Raw genomic sequence first — 22,849 nt, forward strand, 5'->3', positions numbered from 1 at the left:
TTGGGTCTAAGGACACGGCTGTGGGTCATGGTGCGATACAACGACCTTGCGGGCCGTTCGAATTGGCGTGAATGATGAGGATGCGCCTCGGGTACTCCTTGACGGTGCCACGTGCCCTGGCTCATTTTTCTCGTGATCTGTTGCGATCTTCCCGATCCACGCGATCTCTCACGCGTCACCTATCGAAGGGTGTAGCTCGGTGACTGAGCACGGCACGACGACGGACGAATCCAGCGAGCGTCCCGTACGCGTCAACTCGTGGAACGGCTGGGACCCGCTGCGCCACGTCGTCGTCGGCAGGGCCGACGCCGCGGTGGTGCAGGCTCCCGAACCCGCGGTCCGGCGGGACTTCCCCGAGGACGGTTTCCCCCTCGGCACCTACGGGCCGATGCCCGAGGACATGACGGCCGAGGCCAACGAACAACTCGACTCCTTCGCCGAGATGCTGCGCCGGCGCGGCATCCGGGTCGACCGGCCGACCCCCCTCGACTTCAACCAGCAGGTGTCCACGCCGGACTGGACCCACGAGACCATGTCCGGCTGCATGCCGCCGCGCGACCTGCTGCTGACCGTCGGCAACGAGGTCCTCGAAGCGACCATGTCGTACCGCAGCCGCTGGTTCGAGTACCTCGCCTACCGGCCCCTGCTCCAGGACCTCTTCAAGGCCGACCCCCGGATGCGCTGGGAGGCCGCCCCCAAGCCGCGGCTGACCGACGCCAGCTACCACGTGGACTTCTGGGACACCTACAACGAGCTCCCCACGGACGTGCAGCTCGCCAAGGTCCGCGACTACGACCTGGTCCTGACCGAGGAGGAGCCGCTCTTCGACGCCGCCGACATCGCCCGGTTCGGCAAGGACCTCTTCGTCCAGCTCTCCTTCGTCACCAACCGCAGCGGCTTCGACTGGCTCAAGCGGCACTTCCCCGACCACCGGGTGCACTCGGTGACCTCCACCAACAGCCACCCCCTGCACATCGACGCCACCTGGGTGCCGCTGCGCCCCGGCCTGGTGCTGCACTGCGGCGAGCGGCTGGCCGACCCCGAGCTGATGGACTTCTTCAAGCTCAACGACTGGGAGATCGTCGAGGCGGTGCAGCCCGCGAGCTGGGACCACCCGCCCAAGCTCTCCTTCTGCAGCCCCTGGCTCGCCGGCAACATGCTCAACATCGACGAGAACACCCTGTGCATCGAGGAGAACGAGGTGCGCCTCTCGGAGCAGTTGGCGGGGTACGGCTTCGAGATCGTGCCGGTGCCGTTCCGCGCGGTCGGCCCCTTCGGCGGCGGACTGCACTGCGCGACCGTCGACATCGAACGCGAGGGGGACTGCCAGGACTACTTCCCCCGCCGCCACGGACGGTACTGACGCCATGGGCACCGTACGGACCGGGCGACCGGCGCGGACCGGGCGGCCGGGCGCCGTCGAAGCCGTCGTCTTCGACTTCTACGGCACGCTCGTCCGTATGGTGCCGCCGCTGCCGCCGACCCACGAGTCCGTCTTCCTGGCCCGTGGGCTCGCCGGCCCGGCCGCGCGCTGGGGCGACCAGTGGGCGGTCGGCCCCGGGGACGGCGAGGAGCACCGCGCCCACTCCGCGACGGAGGAGTCCTACGTCGCCTGGGAGCGGGACCGGCTGCGCCGTCGGGCGCTCGACTGCGGCGTCCCCGAGGACCAGGCGGCGGACCTCGCCGCAGAGCTGGACCGGGCGACCAAGAGCCTGGCCCTGGAGGCGTTCGACGACGTCCGGGCCGCCCTGACCGCCCTGCGGGCGCGCGGGCTGACGGTGGCGCTCTGCTCCAACTGGTACTGGGACCTGGACCGGGCGGTCGAACGCACCGGCCTGGCCGACCTGGTGGACGTCGTGGTGACCTCCGCCCGGACGGGAGCGCGCAAGCCGCACCCGCTGATGTACGACACGGTCCTCGACGCCTGCGCGGTCGCGCCCGAGCGGGCGTTGTTCGTCGGGGACATGTGGGCACCGGACGTGCTCGGGCCGCTGGCCCGGGGGATGCGGGCGGTGCACCTGCACCGGCCCGACCCGGCGGTGCGGGGCGCGGCCCCGCCCCTGCCGGACGGGGCCGCGCGGATCACCGACCTGTCCGCCCTCACGGACCTGCTGTAGGACCCGGGCCCGAGGGGCGGTCGGCGCGCCGGGAGAGCCGGTCGAGGACGTTGCGGGTCACCCGCACCACCCCGGCGTCCTCCTCCCGGCCGCAGACCACCGGCCAGTCCGTGGTGCCGGCGGTGAAGACCGTGCCCCCGCCCGGGACCGTGTGCACGCCCATGGTCGCGGCGCGGGGCCCGGTCGCCCCCGGCTCCCGCTCGACGCAGTTCCAGTGGCCCCACTTCGGGTGGTGGAAGTCGTCGTGGACGGGGGAGAGGACGTGGATCCCGAGGATCAGGAACGACCCGGGGGCGCCGTCGGCACCGGTCGCCCGCGCCACGCCGTTCCCGTCGTACGCGAAGGCCGCGCCGTCGCACTCGTACCCGATCAGCGGCGTGCCGGCGCCCAGCGCGTCCACCGGGCCGCCGTCCGAACCGTCGCGCAGCCCGGTGCCCGCGTAGACCCAGTGGTCGGCGTGCTGCACCCGGTACCCGTCGCGCGGCCGGTCGCCGGGCCACTCGGTGCTCGGCCACATCCCGCCGTTGCGGAAGCTGACCCCGGTGAGCGCGTCCTCCGGCTCGCCGACCCCCTCCGGCGGCGCCGCCCACCACAGGTCGGTGGCCGGCAGGTGCGGGAAGACACCGGCCACGTGGTGGTCGGTGTCCGACACGAACGCCGTGTCGCCGTCCGTGAGGTGCACCCGCCACCAGCAGGTGTTGGCGCTGAGGAACGCCACGTTGCCGCCCGCGGCGAGGTGCGCGGCGGTGTGCTCGCGCATCGCCGCGCTCCAGTACTCGTCGTGGCCCACGCTCAGCAGCAGGTCGTACGGCGCCAGCAACTCCGGGTCCTGGTGCAGATCGAGGTCGGTGCAGTACTCGACGGCGTATCCGCACCGCTCCAGCCAGGCGACGAACGGGGCGTCCCAGTACGCCAGGTCGATCACGCCGCCCGGGCGCCGCATGCTCAGCTTGTGGCCCCGCCGCCCGCCGTCGGTGCCATCGCCGTACACCGGGTTGTCGTACAGGCTCGCGGCGCGTTGGGCATCCGCGGAGTCCGAGCGGTTGTACGCGTGCCGGGTGAACGTGGACTTCTTGTACAGGATGCGGCCGTGCGCCCCCGGCCGCCGCGGGCGCACCACGAAGAACTCCCGCTCGAAGCCCTCGACGTCACCGTCCCCGAGCCGCGGCACGGCGTCGGCCCGCGCGGCGTCGCCCGGCACCAGGTGCGCCAGGTAGATCCCCGGGGGCCACTCCTCGGGCGTCTCGAAGTGGTACTGGGGGAACTCCCAGTCGACCGCGGGCGACGCCGAGCCCGCCACCCCGTCCGGATGCGGCGGCGGCTCCTTCAGCACCCCGGGGAAGGCCCCGGACTCCGCCATGAACTGAAGGTGCTCGCCCAGTCGGTAGAAGCGGACGCGGAACTCGCGCGCGTCGGTCGACACGTGGAGCGCGAGCCGTTCGCCGGCCGTCACGCTCTCCCGGGCCACATAGCCCTCGATCATTTGCCCCTCCCCTTCCGCGCCCCCGGTTTTCCGCCAGGGCGCGGCGCCCGATGCTAAGAGAAGGTAGGTGGACACAACAACTGACCTGGGGATTACCAGACTTTCCCCAATGCATTCCGGCCATGTGGATCACGGGAAGGGTGCGGGGTGAATCCGCTGGGTAGCGCGCAGACGTTGATGGGCCATCCTGCCGAGAGGATGTCAAAAATGGGCTCCACATTCCGGGCCAGGGAACTCGTCCTGGGCATCGAGGGGTTGGCGCTGCTGCGTAGCGCCGTCGATGCGGACGACGGTTTCGTCGAGCGGCGCGTCGCCGAGATCAGGAAATTCGCGGAAGGCGAGGGCGAAGGGCTGCCCGGCACCGGGGCGGCGGTGAACGAACTGGACGCCGGCGCCGGCTACGCGATCTGGTCGAGCGTCTACGACTCCCTCCCCAACTCCTTCATCGAGGTCGAGGAGCCGGTGGTGCACGGCATGCTGGACGCCGTCCCGGTCGGCACCGCGCTGGACGCCGCCTGCGGCACCGGCCGGCAGACCGTCGCCCTGACCTCCCGCGGACACCGCACCATCGGGGTCGACCAGTCGCCCGACATGCTGGCGCACGCCCGCCGCAAGGCACCCGACGCCGAGTTCCGCGAGGGCCGGCTGGAGGAGCTGCCGCTCCCGGACGCCAGCGTCGACCTCGCCCTGAGCACCCTGGCCCTGACCCACCTGCCGGACCCGGGACCCGCGATCGCCGAGCTGGCCCGGGTCACCCGCCCCGGCGGCCGGGTCATCGTCTCGGACCTGCACCCCTTCGTCGTCACGCTCCAGGGCCAGTGCCATTTCGTCGCCGGCGACGAGGCCCTGGCATTCGTACGGAACTACGCCCACCAGGCCAGTGATTACTTCCGTGCCTTCAGCGAAGCGGGCCTGACCGTACGCGCCTGCGTCGAGCCGGTGTTCAACGGCCGACTCGCATCCGGCGGTTATGAGGAGTTCATAGCGGAAGCGGCCAGGGCGGCCTGGCGGGACATTCCCATCGTCATCGTTTGGGAAGCCGTTAAACCTGTCGAAGACAAGGGATTCGTGGAAGGGGCCGAGGCGTGAGCCGTAGATTCGTCTACCATTCCGAGCGTCCCGAACTGTGGGACCGGATCCCCGAGGTCTTCGCCGGAGTCGTCCCCGAGTACAACCTCCACGGCGACATCAACGAAACGCACTGGAACCGCCTCTTCGACGAATTCCGCGACCACCAGTTCCTGCTGTACGACGAGGAGCGCGACGAGATCCTGGGCGCGGGTCGCTCCCTGCCCCGGGTCTGGGACGGCACGCCCGAGGACCTCGGCTCCGGGCTGGACGACTCGATCAGCGCGGCCTTCATCGCCCGGGACGCCGGCAAGAAGCCCACCGCGCTGTGCGCACTCGGCGTCGAAGTGCCCCCCGCCCACCAGGGCGGCGGCATCTCCCGGGCGCTGCTCACCCACCTCGTAGAGATGACCCGCGACCGCGGGTTCGCCCACCTCATCGTCCCCGTGCGCCCCATCTGGAAGCACCGCTACCCCCTCGCGCCCATCGAGCGGTACGCCCGCTGGAAGCGCGAGGACGGCGAGCCCTTCGACCCCTGGATCCGGGCGCAGGTCCGACTCGGCGGCCGGGTCACCGCCGCGGTCGAGCGCTCGTCCCGCATCACCGGCACCGTCGGGGAGTGGGAGAGCTGGACCGACATGGCCTTCCCCGGGGACGGCGACTACGTCTTCCCCGAGGGCCTCTCCACCCTCCGCGTGGACCGGGCGCGGGACAAGGCGGTGTACTGGGAGCCCGGCGTGTGGATCACCTTCGACGTCCGCCGGCCCCTGCCGTCGGATCCGGCCTAGGCCCCTGCTTCCTCGGGCGTGCCCGAGTGGCCCTTCCGGCGCGCTGCGGCCCCGCCGTGGGGCGAACTGCACCAGTTGCGTCTGCGACCCGGTGGTGGGCTGGTCGCGCATTCCGCCCCCTCGGCCCCAGAGGGCCTGGGGGGACCCCCAGCGCCCCTAAACCCCCTGCCCCGCAGGTGGTCGACAAGGTCACCGAAACGGGTGGCGCTGGGGCAGCGCAACAGGGGCGCGCGGAACTGCGCGACCAGCCCACCACCGGCCGGTGGAGACCAATGCTCCGCAGGGAAGCGGCGGGTACGTCAGGGGCGCTGGGGGTCCCGAAGCCTTCTGGGGCCGAGGTTGGGGGTGGCCCCGTGCCCCGCAGGGAACAGGGGGCGGAACTGCGCGACCAGCCCACCACCGGCCGGTGGAGACCAACGCTCCCGCAGGGCAACGCCGGCTCCGTCGAGACGCACGAAGGAGCACGCCCTACGGGCCGGTCCTCAGGGAGACGCCGCGGCTGACCGCGTCCGTCGCGTACGCGGTCAACAGGTCGGTGTGGTGGCGGCCCGCCGCGGGACGGTGTTCCGGGGAGAGGCCCGCGAGGCCGACCGTGGACAGCGCGGCCGTCCGCAGCCGGTGGGCCGCCAGGGACGGCCGTTCCTGCGGTGCGCCGCCCGGCGCGTGGCGCCGGGCGGTCTCCTCGGCCCGCAGCCCCAGCAACAGGCAGTGGATCCACAACTCGTCCGCGAAGGACGCCCCGAACGCCTCGCGGACCGCGCGCGCCTCCTCCGCCGGGCGCGCGGTCCGCACCACCTCCCAGACGTCCTCCTCGGTGAGGCGGGCGCCGGTGCGCGGCAGGGCCTCGCGCCAGGTGAAGTGGAGGCGCGCCGCGTCCGTCGCCTCCTGCCCCGGCAGCCGGATGAAGCCCTCGCCGTACCGCATGTACGGCAGCCAGCCCACGTCCTCCAGCACCCAGCCGTCCACCAGCGCGGGGCGGGCGTCGGCCGGGTCGGCCGGGCAGACGGCCCGTCGTACGCCCTGCGCCGCGTGGCCGTTGATGCTGCTCGTCCCGGTGTGCTCGGTGACCGTCGGCACCGCGAGCAGGGCGCTGCGCCGGCCCGGGGCGCTGAGGAAGGTGGCCATCGCCTCGTCGTCGTGGCGCTCGTCGACCTTCCTGGCGAAGTCGCGGAACTCCTCGACCAGCGCTACGGGGAGGCTGATGGCGAGCGTCGGGGTGAACTCCTCGGGGACCGCCCGCACCCAGCCGGCGCCCGCGAGGGCCGCGAGCCGGGCGGCGGCGCCGTTGCGGGCGTGCCAGTTGGTGTAGAACGCGAGGGCGTCGTCGGGGAAGCGGTCCGCGCAGTGCGCCACCAGGTCGAGCAGGTCCGCGGGCGCGGCCACGTCGTCCTGGATCATCAGGTGGTGCGTCGCGCCGTCGGCCACCCGTCCCCACGCCACCAGAGCCGTGCGCAGCGCGGACGGCGGACCCTCGGGGTCCGGGTCGAGCGCCAGACCGCCGAGCCCCAGTCGGGCGCACAACTCCTCCGCCTGGACCCGTCGCACGGGATGGGTCATCACGGCCGAGCTGACACGTGCTCTGGGCATCTGGCGCACTCCTGAGGTCATGACCGCGGTGATCTTCCGGACCTTCCGAGCCGATCATGACCACTGCCCGGGCGGGTACGCCGCACGGAGGACACGACGGCTGGAAACGACCGCTCGCCGACCGATTCGAACACGGTGCCGTGCCCGTCGAGTCGGGCGTCAGGCGGGTGCGTGCCGGGTGACCCGGCGTCAGGGCATCCCGGAAGGCCGCCCGTAGCCGCGGGACCGCCCGCCCCGGCCGCCGTCGCACCGCGCCGCGCCGCGCTCGCGCCCTTCGAGGATCTCCTTGCGCCGTCGGTCGTCCTCGGCCGCGGTGCGCGACCACGCGCCGACGGCGGCCCACATCCAGCAGCCGGTGGCCAGGAGCAGACCGGCCGACACCGTCCAGCGGACCGTGGTCCGCACGGGTAACAGGAGGTGGACGGCGGACACCTCCAGGCCCAGGAACAGCAGGGCGGAGACGATGAGGACGTGGTGCTGCCGCCGCGGCCGGCGCGCGCCGTGGGGGTGCGCGTCGCTCCGAGCGCCGGTTCCGTACGGGCCGTTCAGACCGCTCGTGCCCGGCGGACTGACGGTGCCCTTCGGGCCGATCGCGTCGCCCGAAGACGTCAGACCGTCCGGGGCGTTGTGCTTGTCCGGGTCGTTCGGGTTGTCCGGACACGGCGGGTGTGTGGGGCGGGTGGGGTTCACTCCGGGACCTCTCCGGCGAGCATGGCGCACGCCACGGCGGCGGCTCCGCCGGGCGAACGTCGTATACCCATCGACGGTCCCGCTGACTCGACGTCAGCTCATCCGTCCCGCACGGAACGCGCCGCCGCCCGGCACCGGGCGGATGCCGGTGCCGGGCGGCGACGTCCTGCGGCCGGCGCCTTTCAGCCGGCGACGGTGCTCAACAGCCGACCACCGTCAGCGCCTGGTCCAGCGCCAGCAGGAAGCGGTTCGTCGTGGCCCGGTCGCGCACGGCGACGCGTATCCAGTCGGTCCCCAGCCCGGGGAACGTGTCCCCGCGCCGGGTCGCGAACCCGAGGGCCCGCAGCCGCGCGCGCACCTGGTCGCCCCGCCGGACGTGCAGCAGCACGAACGACGCCTCGGCCGTGGACACCACCCGCACCTCGTCGAACTCCGCCAGCCCCGCCAGCAGATGGGCGCGCTCCACCGCACAGCGCCGGGCCGCCTGCTCCGCCTCCTTCAACGCGGCGGGATCCATGCACGCCCGGGTCGCCGCCAGCGCCGGCGTGGACACCGGCCACAGCGGCTGCGCCGCCTCCAACGCCCGTACGACCTCCGGTTCGGCCAGCAGATAGCCGACCCGCAGCCCCGCCAGGCCCCAGGTCTTCGTCAGGCTCCGCAGCACCACCAGCCCCGGTACGTCGGTGCGGTCGGCCAGCGTCTCCGCCTCGTCCGGCACGGCGTCCATGAACGCCTCGTCCACCACCACCAACCGCCCCGGCCGGGCCAGCGCGGTGATCGAGGAGGCCGGATGGAGCACGGACGTCGGGTTCGTGGGGTTGCCCACGACCACCAGGTCCGCGTCTTCGGGCACGGCCGCCGGATCGAGCCGGAAGCCGTCCTCCTCGCGCAGCAGCAGCCGCGCCACCTCGTGGCCGGCGTCCCGCAGCGCCGCCTCGGGCTCCGTGAACTGGGGGTGCACGACCAGCGGGCGGCGCACGCCGAGGGCCGCCCGGGCGAGCAGGACGAACGCCTCCGCCGCACCGGCCGTCAACAGCACCCGGTCCTCGGGGAGTCCGTGCCGTTCCGCGACGGCGGCCCGCGCGGCCCGCCCGTCGGGATAGGCGGCGAGGTCCGTGAGCGAATCCGCGATCCGCTCGCGCAGCCACGGCGGGGGAGTGTCGGTACGCACGTTCACCGCGAGGTCGGTCAGGCCCGCGACGGCGTCCAACATCTCCGCGTCACCGTGGTGGCGCAGGTCGAACGGGTCAGTGGGCGTGCGCATGGTCACCGAGGTGGCCGTTGCCCTGGGCGTGTCCCCCGCCATGGCGATGTCCCCCGTGCAGCCGCCCGGGCCCGCGCCCGACGGCACGTGCGGTGAGGCGTGCGTGGTCATGTCGCGGCTCAGTTGCCCGGGTGGCGCGCGCCGTGGTGAAACGTCTCGCCCCGTGCTGCGCCGGCAGCGCGCCGGGCGGAGGCGGCGGGGCGGGGGCCGCGAGCCCCGTGGCCACGGGCGGGCCGGAGCGGCGCGGCCCCGAAGTCGCCGCGCGGACCCGGAACGAGCCGGCCCCCACGTCCTCGTGGGCGCCGTGGTCGGCTATCAGCAGTGCGGGCGGGGTCGTCACGCGTTCTCCTTGGTGTGGGGGTGGTCCGGCAGGCTCCCGTGCCCGGCCGCGGCCCGCGCCGACGACGGCAGCCCCGTGGCGTCGGGCCGCGCTCTGTGCCGGCGGAACGGCTCCCGGTCGATGGGACGGACGGCAGGCGTCATGGGGCGGCTCCGTGGTGAGGGTGATGAGGGTGGGGGGAGGAGCAGTTGGGGCGGCGCACGCGGTGGGCGCGGCACGAGCGCACACGACACGAGGCCGGAAGACGACGTTCCCACGACGACCCCCCGATGCGGAACCCGGCTTGGCACTTCATCCGGGGATCCGGGCGCTTCGGGGCGGGTCGAGCCCCGGGGAAGGGCGTGCGCGGGTCCGCAGTGACGCCGCGTGAGGCGTACGGGAACGAGCCCCGGCCCGGCTCCGACGGCGGACCCCCGGCGGGCGACGGCCCGCACCAAAGGACCTGCCCCCGGCGGGCGGACGGCTCCCGGCGTCCGGCCCGGCTCCGGACCCGGCTCCGCGCGCGCGGCGCCGCGCCCTCGCGCCGCGCTGGCGCGAGGGCGCTGGAAGAGCACCGCGTCACGACCGGAGGGGTGTCCGTGGTCATGACTGCCACCGGTGGCCGCGCGGGGTCGCCGCGCGGCCCGCGATCTCGCAGGTGGCCGTGTTACCGACCCTCACGACGGTCATCATGTCCACACTGGCGCGATCCACACGGCCCAGTGCCGTCAGTCGGCCGGATCCGTCCGGCCGCACGGCACCGTGGCCGGTGTCCGCGGGTGGCGCGGCCGTGTCGCACGCCCGCACCGCGTCCCGGAGCCGACGCCCGCCCGCCTCCCGCGGGACGGTCGGCGCCCGGCCAGCCGGCTCCGCCCCGGCGACGGGGATCCGCCCGCCCGGCGCCCGTCGCACCACCGCACAGGTCACCCCGGCCGGCCGGCCCGCGGGCGCCGACTTCCGCTTCGGCACGAGCAGTTCGCCGCCGCCCGCGAGGGCCGCGGCCTCCGCCACCGACGGCGTCCCGACCGCAGCGCGGGTGGCCTCGGACGGATGCGGCACCCGGGCGGACACCTCGGCGAGGAGGTCGGCCGAGTACGTCACCAGCGGTACGCCCAACCTGCGCGCCGCGCCCACCACGCCCGGCTCGTTCGCCTTGGCGTCCACGGTCGCGAGTTCGACCACGTCCAGCAGGGAGAGCCCGGCGTCCCGCAGGACGTCCGACACCAGGCCGTACACCTCGTCCAGCGGGGCGCCGCGCACCGCGCCGACCCCCACGACCAGCGAGCGCGGGGGCACGTCGGTCGGCCGGGCGTCACGAGCCATGAACTGGTCCCTTCGGGGCGGGCGGGCGGTGCGTGATCTCGCGTTCCGTGGCGAACGGGTGAATGGGGCGGGTGTGGCGGTGATACGACGGGGGTCAATCCGCTAGCAAGGGCGCATGGCGGTGTTCGTCGCGCTCGGCGCGTTCCTGATGACGCTGTTCGGCGGGTGGACGGCGCAGCGCGTCACCGACCGCCGCCACCTCGTGCTGGGCCTGGCCGGCGGGCTGATGCTCGGCGTCGTCGGGCTCGACCTGCTGCCGGAGGCGCTGCACGCGGCGGGGCAGCCGGTCTTCGGCGTGCCGCAGGCGCTGTTGCTGTTCGTCGCCGGCTTCCTCGTGGCGCACCTGGTGGAGCGGCTGCTGGCGACGCGGCGCGCGGCGCACGGCGGGGAGGAGACCCACGGCGGGCCGCCGCGCACCCCGCAGGTCGGGCTGACCGCGGCGGCGGCGATGGTCACCCACAGCATGATGGACGGCATCGCGATCGGCGCCGCGTTCCAGGTCGGCGAGGCGATGGGGCTGACCGTGGCGCTGGCCGTCGTCGCCCACGACTTCGCCGACGGCTTCAACACGTACACGATCACCAGCCTGTACGGGAACACCCGCGCCCGCGCCCTCGCGATGCTCTTCGCCGACGCCTGCGCACCGGTCGTCGGGGCCGCTTCCACGCTGCTGTTCACCATCCCCGTCGAAGCGCTCGGCAGCTACCTGGGCTTCTTCGGCGGCGCGCTGCTCTACCTCGCCGCCGCGGAGATCCTGCCCGAGGCGCACCACACCCACCCCGCCCGCTCCACCCTGCTGTGCACCGTCGGCGGCGTCGGGTTCATCTGGCTGGTGGTCGGCCTCGGGCACTGACGGCGCCGGGGCGGCCCGACGCGGCGCCCGCAGGCTCCGCCGACGTCGCAGGCTTCGCAGGAACGATTCTTCACAGGGGGTCGGCGACGTGGGAACCCCGGCCGGCCCACCGCTCAACGCGCGCACCTCTCCACCAGACGCCGGGCCACGCCGGGCTCGGCGGCCCAGTGCACGTGCAGATAGCTCGCGTGCACGCCCTGCTGGACGAACCCCTCGGTCCGCCGCACCGGCCGGTGCATCCCCCACGCCGGGGTGGGGCCGGTGCCCGGCTCGACCACGGTCCGGTGGAACTCGTGCCCCCGCATCCGGGTGCCGACCGCGGCGAGCGCGCTGTCGCTGACCGCGACGGCGTCCCGGTACCCGAGGGTGAGCCGCTCCGCCATCCGCGCCTCCGCGTCCAGCACCCCGCACATCGGCTGTCCGTCCAACGACCGGGTGAGGTAGAGCAGCCCCGCGCACTCCGCGACGACCGGCCCGCCGCGGCGGGCGAACGCGGCGACGGCACGCCGCAGCGGCTCGTTCGCGGACAGCTCGGCCGCGTACACCTCCGGGAAGCCGCCACCGATGACGATCCCCGAGGTGCCCTCGGGGAGCGCCTCGTCCCGCAACGGGTCGAAGGCGACGACCTCGGCGCCGTACGCCCGCAGCAGCTCTGGATGCTCCGCGTACCCGAACGTGAACGCGGCGCCGCCGGCGACGGCGATGACGGCCTTCCGCGGGCCCTCGCCGGGCGCGGCGCCTTGGGTGGGGGCGCTGCCCCCACGCCCCGGCTCCTCAATCGCCGGAGGGGCTGATTTTGCTCCCGCCGTCGTCGACTCATCGACCTCGCCCGCGGGAGCAAGTTCAGCCTTGCCAGCGATTGAGGAGCCGGGGTGGGCGAAATCAGCCTCGCCGGCGTTTGAGGCGCGGGGGTGCGGGGGCGGCGCCCCCACCCAAGGCGCCGAGCCCAGCGGGGCGGTCGCGACCCGGGGCCGGCTGAAGTCGGGCGGTTCCGGGTACGGGGACCACGCGGTGGCCCGCAGGCCCGGGGCCGAGCGGGCCAGCGCAAGGAGGCCCGCGAGGTCGCAGTCGCGGCGCACCAGCGCCGCCATCGCGGTCACCGAAGCCACCGCATCCGCAGAGCGCTCCGCCACCGGCACCAGACCCAGGTGCCGGGAGGGCGTCGACACCGCCGCGCCCCGCCGCAGCGCGCCGAAGACGGGAACGCCCACCGCCTCCAACGCCTCCCGCAACAACTCCTCGTGGCGGTCGGAACCCACCTTGTTCAAGATCACGCCCCCGATGCGGACCTCGGGGTCCCAGGTCACGAAGCCGTGCACCAGGGCGGCGACGGAACGGGACTGCGACGACGCGTCGACCACCAGCACCACCGGCGCCCGCAGCAACTTCGCGACCTGCGCCGTGGACGCCAACTCGCCCAGCCCGGAAGCACCGTCGTACAGGCCCATCACGCCCTCGACCACGGCCAGGTCGCACCCCGCCGCGCCGTGCGCGAACAGCGGGGCGACCTGCTCGGGGCCGCACAGGTACGCGTCGAGGTTCCGCCCCGGCCGACCGCAGGCCAGCGAGTGGTAGCCCGGGTCGATGTAGTCGGGCCCCACCTTGTGCGGGGAGACGGCGAGCCCCGTCGCGGCGAAGGCCGCCATCAGACCCGTCGCGACGGTCGTCTTGCCGCTCCCCGACGCGGGCGCCGCGATCACCAGACGTGCTACCACTCGATGCCCCGCTGACCCTTCTGACCGGCGTCCATCGGGTGCTTGACCTTGCTCATGTCGGTCACCAGATCGGCCACTTCCAACAGTTCCGCGGGGGCGTTGCGGCCGGTGACGACCACGTGCTGGGTGCCGGGGCGGTCCCGCAGCACCTCGACCACCTCCGCGACGTCGACCCAGCCCCAGTGCAGCGGGTAGGCGAACTCGTCGAGGACGTACAGCCGGTAGCGCTCCGCGGCCAGGTCCCGCTTGACCTGCTCCCAACCCTCCCGGGCCGCCTCCTCGTTGCTGAACTGGCGGTCCCGCTGGACCCACGACCAGCCCTCGCCCATCTTGTGCCAGTCCACGGTGCCGCCCTCGCCGGACGCCCCGAGGACCGTCAGCGCGCGCTCCTCGCCCACCTTCCACTTCGCCGACTTGACGAACTGGAACACCCCGATCGGCCACCCCTGGTTCCAGGCGCGCAGCGCCAGCCCGAAGGCCGCCGTCGACTTGCCCTTGCCCACGCCCGTGTGGACGAGGACCAGCGGCCGGTTGCGGCGCTGGCGAGTGGTGAGTCCGTCGTCGGGAACGACGGACGGTTGTCCCTGTGGCATCTGCTCACGCGGCCCTTCTGCTGTCACCAGCGGTACGTACGTCCTTCACCAGGCCCGCGATCGAATCCGCCCGCAACTCGTCGAGCGTGACCGCAGTGCCCCCCAACTCCCCGGCGAGCCGGCCCGCGAGCCCCAGCCGCACCGGGCCCGACTCGCAGTCCACGACCACCGACGCCGTGCCCTGCGCGGCGTGCAGCCGCGCCGCCCGGGACGCCAGCGCCACCGGCTCGGGCCCGCCGGTCGCCCGGCCGTCGGTGACCACGACCAGCAGCGGACGGCGCGCGGGGTCGCGCATCCGCTCCACCCGCAGCACGTCGTGCGCGGTGAGCAGCCCCGCCGCGAGCGGGGTGCGCCCGCCCGTGGACACCTGGTCGAGCCGGGCCGCGGCGGCGTCCACCGAGGACGTCGGCGGGAGCACGAGCTCCGCCTCCCGCCCCCGGAAGGTCACCAGACCGACCTTGTCGCGCCGCTGGTACGCGTCCAGCAGCAGCGACAGCACGGCGCCCTTGACCGCGCCCATCCGCCGCCGGGCCGCCATCGAACCCGACGCGTCCACGACGAACAGCACGAGGTTCGACTCGCGGCCCTCGCGCACCGCCTGCCGCAGGTCGTCGCGGCGCACCAGCAGGCCGGCGCCGTTGCGCCCGCGGGCGCGCTGGTGCGGGGCCGCGGCCCGTACGGTCGCCGCCAGGTGCAGCCGGCCGAGCGCGCCCCGGGGGCGGCGCGAGCCCGTGGTGCGGCCGTGCTCGGCGCGGGCGCGGGACCTGCGGCCCGCCGCGCCGTCGCCGGTGCCGGGCACGGTCAGCGCCTTCGTGCGGAACGGCTCGCCGGCCGAGACCGCCTGCTGCTCGGCGCGCGCGCCGACGGGCTCCGACTGGTCGGAGGGCGGCGACTGGGCCGGGACGTCCGGAGCGTCCTGGGCGCCTGGAGCCTCCGGCGCCCCGGGTCCGTCCTGCGGCGGCCGACCGCCCCCGCCGCCCCCGCCGTCTCCGTCGCCGTCCGGGTTCGGGTCGGGTTCGGGATCCGGGTCCGGGTCGTCGTCGGGGCCGTCCGGCGCGGACTGCTCCAACGTCTCGTCCAACTTGTCCTCGTCCAGGCCGGGCGCGTCGAAGGGGTTGCGCCGCCGTCGGTGCGGCAGCGCCAACAGCGCCGCCTGCCGCACGTCCTCGGCGAGCACCTCATCGCGCCCCGCCCACGCGGCCAGCGCCGTCGCCGTACGGGCCATCACGATGTCCGCGCGCATCCCGTCCACCTCGAACGCGGCACACGTCGCGGCGATCTGGCGCAGCGCCGCGTCCCCGAGCCGCACTCGCGGCAGCAGTGCGCGCGCGGCCGTCACGCGGTCCCGCAGCGCCTGCTCCTCGGCGGCCCACTCGGCGGCGAAGGCCACCGGGTCGTCGTCGTACGCGAGCCGGCGCCGCACCACCTCGACCCGCTGGTCCGGCTCGCGGGACGCCGCGACCTCCACGGTGAGCCCGAACCGGTCCAGCAACTGCGGACGCAGCTCGCCCTCTTCCGGGTTCATCGTCCCCACCAGCAGGAACCGGGCCGCGTGCCGTACGGAGACGCCCTCCCGCTCCACGTACGAGGCACCCATCGCGGCGGCGTCCAACAGCACGTCCACCAGGTGGTCGTGGAGCAGGTTCACCTCGTCGACGTAGAGGATGCCGCGGTGTGCGTCCGCGAGGAGCCCGGGCTCGAAGGACTTCACGCCCTCCGCGAGCGCCCGCTCGATGTCCAGCGCGCCCACCAGCCGGTCTTCGGACGCGCCGACGGGCAGCTCCACCATCCGCGCGGCCCGCACCGCACCGGGGCCCGGCTCGTGCGGACCGTCGGGGCAGTCGGGGTCGGGCGCGGCGGGTTCGCAGGAGAAGCGGCAGCCGGCGACGACGGCGATGCCGGGCAGCAGGGCGGAGAGCGCGCGCACGGCGGTGGACTTGGCGGTCCCCTTCTCCCCGCGCACGAGCACGCCCCCCACGCGCGGCGACACCGCGTTCAGCAACAGCGCGAGCCGGAGGTCGTCCTGCCCGACGAGGGCGGTGAACGGGTAGGGAGTACGACTCATGCGGATGCCTCCGGCTCGCGGGGTGGGGGTGCGTGGTGGTCGAGGTAGTCGCGTGATTGCGGGCCGTCTGCGGCTGGTCGCGCAGTTCCTCCCCCTGCGCTCTGCGGGCGCGGGCGCCCCACACCTACGGGGCGGAGCTGCGCGAACAGCCCATCACCAGGCCGCAGGCGCCGACGTTGCACGCCTGCTGGGGCGCGACCGGGGCACGAGAACAGCCCGGCGTTCATGACGGCGTTCCCGGGTGGACTGCGTGGTCCGGGTGGCCCGGAGGGACGAACGGCAGGTCCGGCGGGGCGCCCCCCTCGATCAGGCGCCACAGCGCGTCCGTGTCCGCGTGCTCCTCGATCAGGTCGCCGAGCCGGTCCAACTGCTCCTCCCGCAGCGCCGCGAACGACGTGTCCGGCGCCGGGACGAAGCGGCGGCCCGCGGCCTCGGCCACTCGCCGCAGGAATTCGCGGCGGAAGCCGTCGCTCTCCAGCGAGCCGTGCCAGTGCGTGCCCCACACCGCACCCACCCGGCAGCCGTCCAAGAACGCCTCGCCGCCCAGCACCTCCGCGACGCCGTGGTGGATCTCGTACCCCGCCACGGGCTCCCCGAGCGCCGAACCGGTCGGGCGGGCCAGCGTCTTGTCCGCCGCGAACCGCACCCGTACGGGCAGCAGCCCGAGACCGGGCACCTCGCCGGCGCGCGACTCGACGTCGTCCTCGATGCGCTCGCCGAGCAGTTGGAAGCCGCCGCAGATCCCGAGCACCGGGCGGCCCTCCGCGGCCCGCCGCGACAGAGCGTCGGCCAGGCCGCGTTCGCGCAGCCACGCCAGCGCGCGGACCGTGCCGCGGGTGCCGGGGACGACGACCAGGTCCGCGTCCACGAACTCCTCCGGCCGGTCCACGAACCGCACCACCACGCCCGGCTCGGCGGCCAGCGCGTCCACGTCCGTGAAGTTGGACATCAGCGGTACGGCGCACACCGCCACCCGCAGCACCTCGTCGCCGACCGGGGGAGCCACCACCGACTCGCGCACCGCGCCGCGCAGCGAGACCCGCAGCCCGTCCTCCTCGTCGATGCCGAGCCCGTGGGCGTACGGCAGGACGCCGTACGAGCGGCGCCCGGTGATCCCTTCGAGCATGTCGAGGCCGGGCCGCAGCAGGCTCACGTCACCGCGGAACTTGTTGACCAGGTACCCGGCGACCAGACGCTGGTCCGCCGGGGCGAGCAGCGCCGTGGTGCCGAAGAAGGACGCGAAGACGCCGCCGCGGTCGATGTCCCCGACGACGAGCACGGGAAGGTCCGCGGCGCGCGCGACGCCCATGTTCACGATGTCCGTGCGCCGCAGATTGATCTCGGCCGGGCTGCCGGCGCCCTCGCAGATCACGGCGTCATACGTGCTCCGCAACTCCTCCAGGCACTCCACGACCGTGGACAGCAGCGCCTCCCGCCCGCCGCCCCCGGCCGGGGTGCCGGAGCCGAAGAAGCCCCGGGCGCTCATCTCGCCGACCGGGCGGCCCAGCAGGACCACCTGGCTGGTGCGGTCGCTGCCCGGCTTGAGCAGCACCGGGTTCATCAGCGCGGTCGGCTCCACCCGGGCGGCCTGCGCCTGCATGGCCTGCGCCCGGCCGATCTCGGCGCCGTCGCGCGTCACGTACGAGTTGAGGGACATGTTCTGGCCCTTGAAGGGGGCCACCTTCACGCCCCGGCGCGCCAGCCAGCGGCAGATCCCCGCGGTGACCACGCTCTTGCCCGCGTCGGACGTCGTACCGGCGACGAGCAGTCCGCCGCCGCGTCGCTGACCGGTCATCTTCCGCGCCCCCTTCGAAACTGTGCCTGCCTTCCCGACGCCTTGTGCACCAGCAGCCGGGCGGCCACGCTCGTGCCCAGCGCCAGCAGCCCGACGCGCCGCGACAGCCGCACCGCGCGCGCCACGTCGGCGACCTCCACCGGGCGGGCGGCGCCGTTGAGCACCGCCCGGTGCTCCGTCCGGCCGCCGTACGACAGCGTGCCGCCGAGCCGCACGCCGAGCGCGCCCGCGAACGACGCCTCCACGGGGCCCGCGTTCGGGCTCGGATGACGGTGCGCATCGGCCCGCCAGGCCCGTACCGCCGCGCGCGGGTCGTCCCCGGCGACCACCGCGAGGGCGGCCGTCAGCCGCGCCCCCGGCCAGCCGACGACGTCGTCCAGCCGCGCCGAGGCCCAGCCGAACCGCCGGTGCCGCGGCGAGCGGTGCCCCACCATCGCGTCCAGGGTGTTCACCGCGCGGAAGCCCACCAGCCCGGGCACCCCGGCGACCGCGCCCCACACCAGGGCGCCCACCACGGCGTCCGAGGTGTTCTCGGCGACCGACTCCACCACCGCGCGGGCGATCTGCTGCTCGGACAGGGCGTGCGGGTCCCGGCCGCACAGGTGCGGCAGTCGCGCCCGGGCGGCGGCGAGGTCGCCGGCCGCCAGCGCGTCCCCGACGGTGCGCGCCTCGCGCCCCAGCGACGTGCCCCCGACGACGGCCCAGGTCGCGGCGGCGGTCAGGGCGAGGGAAGCGGCGGGGTGCCGGCGCGCGCCGCGTGCGGCGAGCGCCCCCGCGGCGACGGCGCCACCGGCGCACACCGCGGTGTGCAGGGCGCCCCACCCGCGATGGTCGCGCCACAGCGTGCGCTCCACGGCGCCCGCGGCCCGACCGAAGGCGGCGACGGGATGCCCGCGGCGGGGGTCGCCGAAGAGCAGGTCACCGAGGACGCCGGCGGCTGCGCCGTACGCGAAGACCCGGTCGGCCCGCACGGCTCAGCCGGCCGTCGGGCCGCAGGGGAGCGCCGGGTGCGGCGCGGGGCGGGCGCGCCCCGGGTCTCGTCCCGGTGCGTGCAGAGCAGGTACGGAGCCGCAGCCGCGCATGTCGCAGGTCCTCACTCAGGGTGTCCGCGCCCTGGTTCGACGTGATCGGCGGCGAGAGTTCCTGGCTCCCGGGGAGGGATTCCCCGGTGACAGTGGCGGGACCGCGCCGGATTCGCACCGGACTTCCTCTGCTGCCGCCGTAATGGCCCCGGCAGTCCACCACGGGGTGAGAAGGGCCGTCAACTCTCCCTTGACCTGGAACACGCCCTTGACCTGCGACGAAGACCGGTGAAGGGCAGGAGCGGACGGCCGCGCACGACGACGGGCCGGGTCGTACGTCCAGCGAAGGACGTACGACCCGGCCCGTAGTGACGCGGTGACGCGGCCGGACCGGCCGGTCAGTCGACGATCAGGTAGATGCCGTAGGTCACGGCCACCGCGCAGAGCGCGAAGCAGGCGTACGCGCCGGTGCGCGCCAGCACTCCGGAGCCACCGCCCGAGGCGCCCGCGGTCTGCTCCTGCTTGCTGAGCATCACCACGCCCAGCGAGAAGAGGCCGACGAGGGCGACGGTGGCGACGAGGCTCACGCCGAAGACGGAACCGAGGGCTTCCCAGTCGATTTTCATGTTGCTCTGTCCTTACACCGCAGCCGGGCTGGCCGGGCCGTTCTCCGACGTCGAGGACGCGGAGGAGGCGGCGGAGGCCGGGATGGTCTTCGTGAGGTCGGCGCCGTCCGCGACGCCGGTGCCGCCGGCCGGCGGCGGGGTGACGGCCGCGATGGCGGTGGTGACGACGCCCGCGGGCTCGGCGGCGCCCTCGGCCTGCTCGTCGACGTCGTTGACGTTGGTGTGGTCGACGACCTGGCGGCGGGAGATCACCCAGATCGCGGCGCTGGAGGCGACCAGGAAGACCGCGACCACGGCCACGCCCCAGTCACCCTGCTTGGTCACGAACTCGGAGCCGGCGGCGACGAGCGCGGCGGCCGGCAGGGTCAGACCCCAGGCCACGAACATCCGGGTGGCGGTCGACCAGCGGACCACGCCGCCCTTGCGGCCGAGGCCCGCACCCATCACGGCGCCGGAGCAGGAGTGGGTGGTGGAGAGGGAGAAACCGAGGTTCGAGGAGGCCAGGATGACCGTCGCCGCGCTGGTCTGGGCGGCGAAGCCCTGCTGCGGCTGGAGGTCGGTCAGGCCCTTGCCCATGGTGCGGATGATGCGCCAGCCACCGAGGTACGTGCCCAGGGCGATCGCGACGCCCGCGGAGACGATGACCCACAGCGGGGGGTTCGAGCCGGGGTCGAGCACGTCGCTGGCGACCAGGGCCAGGGTGATGATGCCCATCGTCTTCTGGGCGTCGTTGGTGCCGTGGGCCAGGGAGACCAGGCCGGCGGAGGCGATCTGACCCGCCTTGTAGCCCTTCTCGGTGCCCTTGGCGTCCGTGTTGCGGCCGATCCTGTACGTCAGTCGGGTCGCCAGCATCGCGGCGATGCCGGCGACGAGCGGCGCGGCCACGGCCGGGATCAGGACCTTGGTGATGACCGTGCCGCTGTTGACGGCGTCGAAGCCGACGGACGCGACGGTCGCGCCCACCAGGCCGCCCATCAGGGCGTGCGACGAGCTGGACGGCAGACCGACCAGCCAGGTCAACAGGTTCCAGAGGATGGCGCCTACGAGCGCGGCGAAGATGACTTCTGGGGTGATGCCTGACTCGTCGACTATGCCGCTGGAGATCGTCTTGGCGACCTCCACCGACAGGAACGCGCCGACGAGGTTGAGCACGGCGGACATGGCCACCGCGGTCTTGGGCTTCATGGCGCCGGTCGAGATGGTGGTCGCCATCGCGTTGGCGGTGTCGTGGAAACCGTTCGTGAAATCGAACACGAGAGCTGTCACGATCACAATCGCGAGCAGCAGCGTGATGTGTTCCATTTACCCAGGCAATCTATGGACGTCAGTGGCTCGCCGAACGTAAGTAACCTGGGTGAACGGAAGGTGAACTGAGGCGGGACTCGCGGTGTCTCCAAGCGGTTCTCATGGTTCCGTTTGTGTCTCGTTCGCGGTGCGGCCCCACCTCTTTGCCGCCCTCCCGGCCGTCCGCGGCCCCGCACTGCGGGGCGGCCGCCCCTTCGGCACCGATCCTCGGTCGCTTTCCTGTGATTTTGCGGTGATATGCATCACGGGCCCTCTGGGCGACCGCGACAGCGGCTGACAGGATTCGACGCATGACCGAACGGACGTCCTACGACGAGATCGAACACACCTGGCGCGCCCTGGTGGCCACCGCCTGCCGCAGCGCCGCCGACGGCCTCGTCGTCGGCACGTCCGGCAACGTGTCCGCCCGGGTCGGCCCGCTCGTCCTCGTCACCCCGAGCGGAGTGCCCTACGACCGGCTCACCGACCGCGACGTGGTCGCCGTCGACCTCGACGGCCGCCAGGTGATCGGCTCCCTCGCGCCCACCAGCGAACTCTCCCTCCACCTCGCGGTCCACCGGTCCGGCGCCGGCCGCGCCGTGGTCCACACCCACGCCGTGCACGCCACCGCCGTGTCCACCCTCGTCCCGGAGCTGCCGCCGATCCACTACATGGCCGCGGAGGTCGGCGGGCCCGTCCGCGTCGCCCCGTACGCCCCCTACGGATCGGACGAACTCGCCGCGAACGCGCTGGCCGCGCTCGACGGGCGGGCCGCCTGCCTGCTCCAGAACCACGGCACCGTCACCCTGGGCGACACCCTCGACCAGGCGTACGACCGCACCGCGCAACTGGAGTGGATGTGCCGGCTGTGGCTGGCCGCGTCCGGCGTCCCCGGCCGCACCCCCTCCCTGCTCACCGCCGCGCAGCTCGCCGATGCGGCCACCCGCTTCAAGGGGTACGGACAACGCTCCTGAACCCCGCCGCGAACCCCCGCCGGCCGGCCGCCGCGACCCGGGCGGGTGGCGCCGGCTGGCAGGGCGCCGCCGGCGTACCGACACTGGAACGGTGCGTCCGGCAACAGCGGCGGCGGCAGCCGTCACCCTCCTGACAGGCGTCGGCGTGGCCGTGGCGGCGGCTGCCCGGTACGCGAGCGACGCGACGCTCCGCGCCGCCCCGGGACGGACCCCGCCGGGGGAGCACCGGCTCACGGTGCACGCCACGGCCGCCGGCCAAGTGGCCCTCACCCGCAGCCTCGCCTCCCGCCGCCCCGGCACGTACGGCCTCGCCGGCACGGACGTCGACGCGATCGCCGGCCCCGTGCTCGACGGCCTGTCGAACTCGCCCGACACCGTCGTGCGCCGGCTCGAACGGGTCAGCCGCGGCGCCCTCGCCCCGGGCACCCGGGTCCGCATGACGCCGCGGCTGCACACCGGCACCCCCACCGAAGCCCTCGGCATCGACCACCGGGACGTCACCGTCCCCGGCGAACTCGGCCCGCTCCCGTCCTGGTTCGTCCCCGGCGTCCGCGACACCTGGGTGATCGCGGTGCACGGCCTCGGCGCCACCCGCGAGCACCCCATGAACCTGCTGCCGTTCCTGCACCGCAGGAGCCTGCCGGTGCTCGGCCTCGGCTACCGCGGCGACCCCGACGCGCCCCGGCCCCCCGACGGGCTCAACCACCTCGGGGACCGGGAGTGGCGCGACGTCGACGCCGCCCTGCGCTTCGCCGTCCGCGGCGGCGCCCGCCACGTCGTCCTGTACGGCTGGTCCACCGGCGCGGCCATGGTCCTGCGCGCGGCGGCCGACTCCGCCCTGCGCGGCCACGTCACCGGACTCGTCCTCGACTCCCCGGTCCTTGACCAGGAAGCCACCCTGCGGGCCCTCGCCCGGGCCCGGCACACCCCGGGGCCCCTGGTGCCCCTGGTCGTACGGACGGCCCGGGCCCGGGCCGGGCTGTACGCACAGCCGCACCCCGTCGCCGCCGTCGCGCCCGCCGTCACCGTCCCCACCCTGCTCTTCCACGGCCCCGACGACACCCTCGCCCCCTGGGGCCCCTCCCGCGAACTGGCCGCCGCCCGCCCGGACCTGGTCACGCTCCAGACCGTCCTCAACGCTCCGCACTCGGCCATGTGGAACACCGACCCCGGTCGCTACGAGGAAGCCCTCCGCCGCTTCCTCACCCCCCTGATGTGAGCGCCGGTGCGCGCGACCGGTACGGGTCGCCGACGGGAGCGCCCGGTGCGAACGTCCGGAGCGA

Annotated in this window: 19 protein-coding genes, 1 pseudogene and 1 riboswitch; of the genes and pseudogenes, 7 read left to right on the forward strand and 13 right to left on the reverse strand. The window is 74.4% G+C overall.

The features are described from left to right. Positions 1-199 precede the first annotated feature (199 nt). Positions 200-1,363 (forward strand): serine/threonine protein kinase, encoded by a 1,164-nt coding sequence (locus ACH4E8_RS24900; RefSeq protein WP_398451709.1) that lies wholly within the window; start codon positions 200-202, stop codon positions 1,361-1,363. A gap of 4 nt (positions 1,364-1,367) precedes the next feature. Continuing rightward, positions 1,368-2,117: an HAD family hydrolase gene (locus ACH4E8_RS24905; RefSeq protein WP_398451711.1), complete on the forward strand. Its 750-nt coding sequence runs from the start codon at positions 1,368-1,370 to the stop codon at positions 2,115-2,117. On the opposite strand, the gene ACH4E8_RS24910 is transcribed toward ACH4E8_RS24905, so the two are convergent. After that, positions 2,101-3,600, reverse strand: a complete 1,500-nt coding sequence (locus ACH4E8_RS24910; RefSeq protein WP_398451713.1) for a N,N-dimethylformamidase beta subunit family domain-containing protein — start codon at positions 3,598-3,600, stop codon at positions 2,101-2,103. The genes ACH4E8_RS24905 and ACH4E8_RS24910 overlap by 17 nt on opposite strands. Before the next feature lie 207 nt (positions 3,601-3,807). Between ACH4E8_RS24910 and ACH4E8_RS24915 the strand changes: the two genes are divergently transcribed. Next, positions 3,808-4,689, forward strand: coding sequence for a class I SAM-dependent methyltransferase (locus ACH4E8_RS24915; RefSeq protein WP_398451716.1), 882 nt, complete (start codon positions 3,808-3,810; stop codon positions 4,687-4,689). Continuing rightward, positions 4,686-5,456 carry a GNAT family N-acetyltransferase gene (locus ACH4E8_RS24920; RefSeq protein WP_398451719.1) on the forward strand — a complete coding sequence of 257 codons (771 nt, stop codon included), beginning with the start codon at positions 4,686-4,688 and terminating at the stop codon, positions 5,454-5,456. The genes ACH4E8_RS24915 and ACH4E8_RS24920 overlap by 4 nt, the downstream gene beginning before the upstream one ends. A gap of 468 nt (positions 5,457-5,924) precedes the next feature. Here ACH4E8_RS24920 and ACH4E8_RS24925 read toward each other — a convergent pair whose 3' ends face one another. The 5 genes and pseudogenes from ACH4E8_RS24925 to ACH4E8_RS24945 all read right to left on the reverse strand — a co-directional run. Next, positions 5,925-7,043: a hypothetical protein gene (locus ACH4E8_RS24925; RefSeq protein ID WP_398451721.1), complete on the reverse strand. Its 1,119-nt coding sequence runs from the start codon at positions 7,041-7,043 to the stop codon at positions 5,925-5,927. A 189-nt stretch (positions 7,044-7,232) separates the two neighbouring features. Then, positions 7,233-7,733 carry a hypothetical protein gene (locus ACH4E8_RS24930; protein ID WP_398451724.1) on the reverse strand — a complete coding sequence of 167 codons (501 nt, stop codon included), beginning with the start codon at positions 7,731-7,733 and terminating at the stop codon, positions 7,233-7,235. Between the two features lie 199 nt (positions 7,734-7,932). Further along, positions 7,933-8,997, reverse strand: coding sequence for an Rv2231c family pyridoxal phosphate-dependent protein CobC (cobC, locus tag ACH4E8_RS24935; protein WP_398451917.1), 1,065 nt, complete (start codon positions 8,995-8,997; stop codon positions 7,933-7,935). Positions 8,998-9,333: 336 nt separating this feature from the next. After that, positions 9,334-9,480 carry a hypothetical protein gene (locus ACH4E8_RS24940; RefSeq protein WP_398451727.1) on the reverse strand — a complete coding sequence of 49 codons (147 nt, stop codon included), beginning with the start codon at positions 9,478-9,480 and terminating at the stop codon, positions 9,334-9,336. A 439-nt stretch (positions 9,481-9,919) separates the two neighbouring features. Further along, positions 9,920-10,648 (reverse strand): annotated as a pseudogene (locus tag ACH4E8_RS24945) (cobalamin biosynthesis protein); the annotation flags it as partial. A gap of 106 nt (positions 10,649-10,754) precedes the next feature. Here ACH4E8_RS24945 and ACH4E8_RS24950 point away from each other — a divergent pair. Then, a complete protein-coding gene (locus ACH4E8_RS24950; protein ID WP_398451730.1) occupies positions 10,755-11,492 on the forward strand; it encodes a ZIP family metal transporter in 738 nt (245 codons plus the stop codon). A gap of 113 nt (positions 11,493-11,605) precedes the next feature. On the opposite strand, the gene ACH4E8_RS24955 is transcribed toward ACH4E8_RS24950, so the two are convergent. From ACH4E8_RS24955 to ACH4E8_RS24985, 7 genes are all read right to left on the reverse strand, one after another. After that, the gene (locus tag ACH4E8_RS24955; protein WP_398451732.1) at positions 11,606-13,207 is read right to left on the reverse strand and encodes a cobyrinate a,c-diamide synthase; all 1,602 of its coding nucleotides are present in this window, start codon (positions 13,205-13,207) and stop codon (positions 11,606-11,608) included. Continuing rightward, positions 13,201-13,800, reverse strand: a complete 600-nt coding sequence (gene cobO / locus ACH4E8_RS24960; protein WP_398451735.1) for a cob(I)yrinic acid a,c-diamide adenosyltransferase — start codon at positions 13,798-13,800, stop codon at positions 13,201-13,203. The genes ACH4E8_RS24955 and cobO overlap by 7 nt, the downstream gene beginning before the upstream one ends. A 4-nt stretch (positions 13,801-13,804) precedes the next feature. Next, a complete protein-coding gene (locus tag ACH4E8_RS24965) occupies positions 13,805-15,865 on the reverse strand; it encodes a putative cobaltochelatase (protein WP_398451737.1) in 2,061 nt (686 codons plus the stop codon). A 223-nt stretch (positions 15,866-16,088) separates the two neighbouring features. Beyond that, entirely contained in the window at positions 16,089-17,660 is a 1,572-nt protein-coding gene (locus tag ACH4E8_RS24970; protein WP_398451740.1) for a cobyric acid synthase, read from the reverse strand. Further along, the gene (locus ACH4E8_RS24975; RefSeq protein WP_398451743.1) at positions 17,657-18,631 is read right to left on the reverse strand and encodes a cobalamin biosynthesis protein; all 975 of its coding nucleotides are present in this window, start codon (positions 18,629-18,631) and stop codon (positions 17,657-17,659) included. Before ACH4E8_RS24975 ends, ACH4E8_RS24970 begins: the two co-directional genes overlap by 4 nt. 146 nt (positions 18,632-18,777) lie before the next feature. Then, positions 18,778-18,910, reverse strand: a riboswitch (cobalamin riboswitch). 170 nt (positions 18,911-19,080) lie between these two features. Further along, complete coding sequence (locus ACH4E8_RS24980; protein WP_398451746.1) at positions 19,081-19,308, reverse strand: hypothetical protein; 228 nt, start codon at positions 19,306-19,308, stop codon at positions 19,081-19,083. A 12-nt stretch (positions 19,309-19,320) separates the two neighbouring features. Continuing rightward, positions 19,321-20,610: an anion permease gene (locus tag ACH4E8_RS24985; RefSeq protein WP_398451748.1), complete on the reverse strand. Its 1,290-nt coding sequence runs from the start codon at positions 20,608-20,610 to the stop codon at positions 19,321-19,323. Positions 20,611-20,903: 293 nt separating this feature from the next. On the opposite strand from ACH4E8_RS24985, the gene ACH4E8_RS24990 reads away from it, so the two are divergent. Both ACH4E8_RS24990 and ACH4E8_RS24995 read left to right on the forward strand, forming a co-directional pair. Continuing rightward, complete coding sequence (locus tag ACH4E8_RS24990; RefSeq protein WP_398451750.1) at positions 20,904-21,566, forward strand: class II aldolase/adducin family protein; 663 nt, start codon at positions 20,904-20,906, stop codon at positions 21,564-21,566. Positions 21,567-21,657: 91 nt separating this feature from the next. Further along, positions 21,658-22,785: an alpha/beta hydrolase gene (locus tag ACH4E8_RS24995; protein ID WP_398451752.1), complete on the forward strand. Its 1,128-nt coding sequence runs from the start codon at positions 21,658-21,660 to the stop codon at positions 22,783-22,785. The last annotated feature ends 64 nt before the right edge of the window (positions 22,786-22,849 follow it).

Origin of the sequence: Streptomyces sp. NPDC017979 (assembly GCF_044328175.1) — a bacterium.
Taxonomy (GTDB): domain Bacteria; phylum Actinomycetota; class Actinomycetes; order Streptomycetales; family Streptomycetaceae; genus Streptomyces.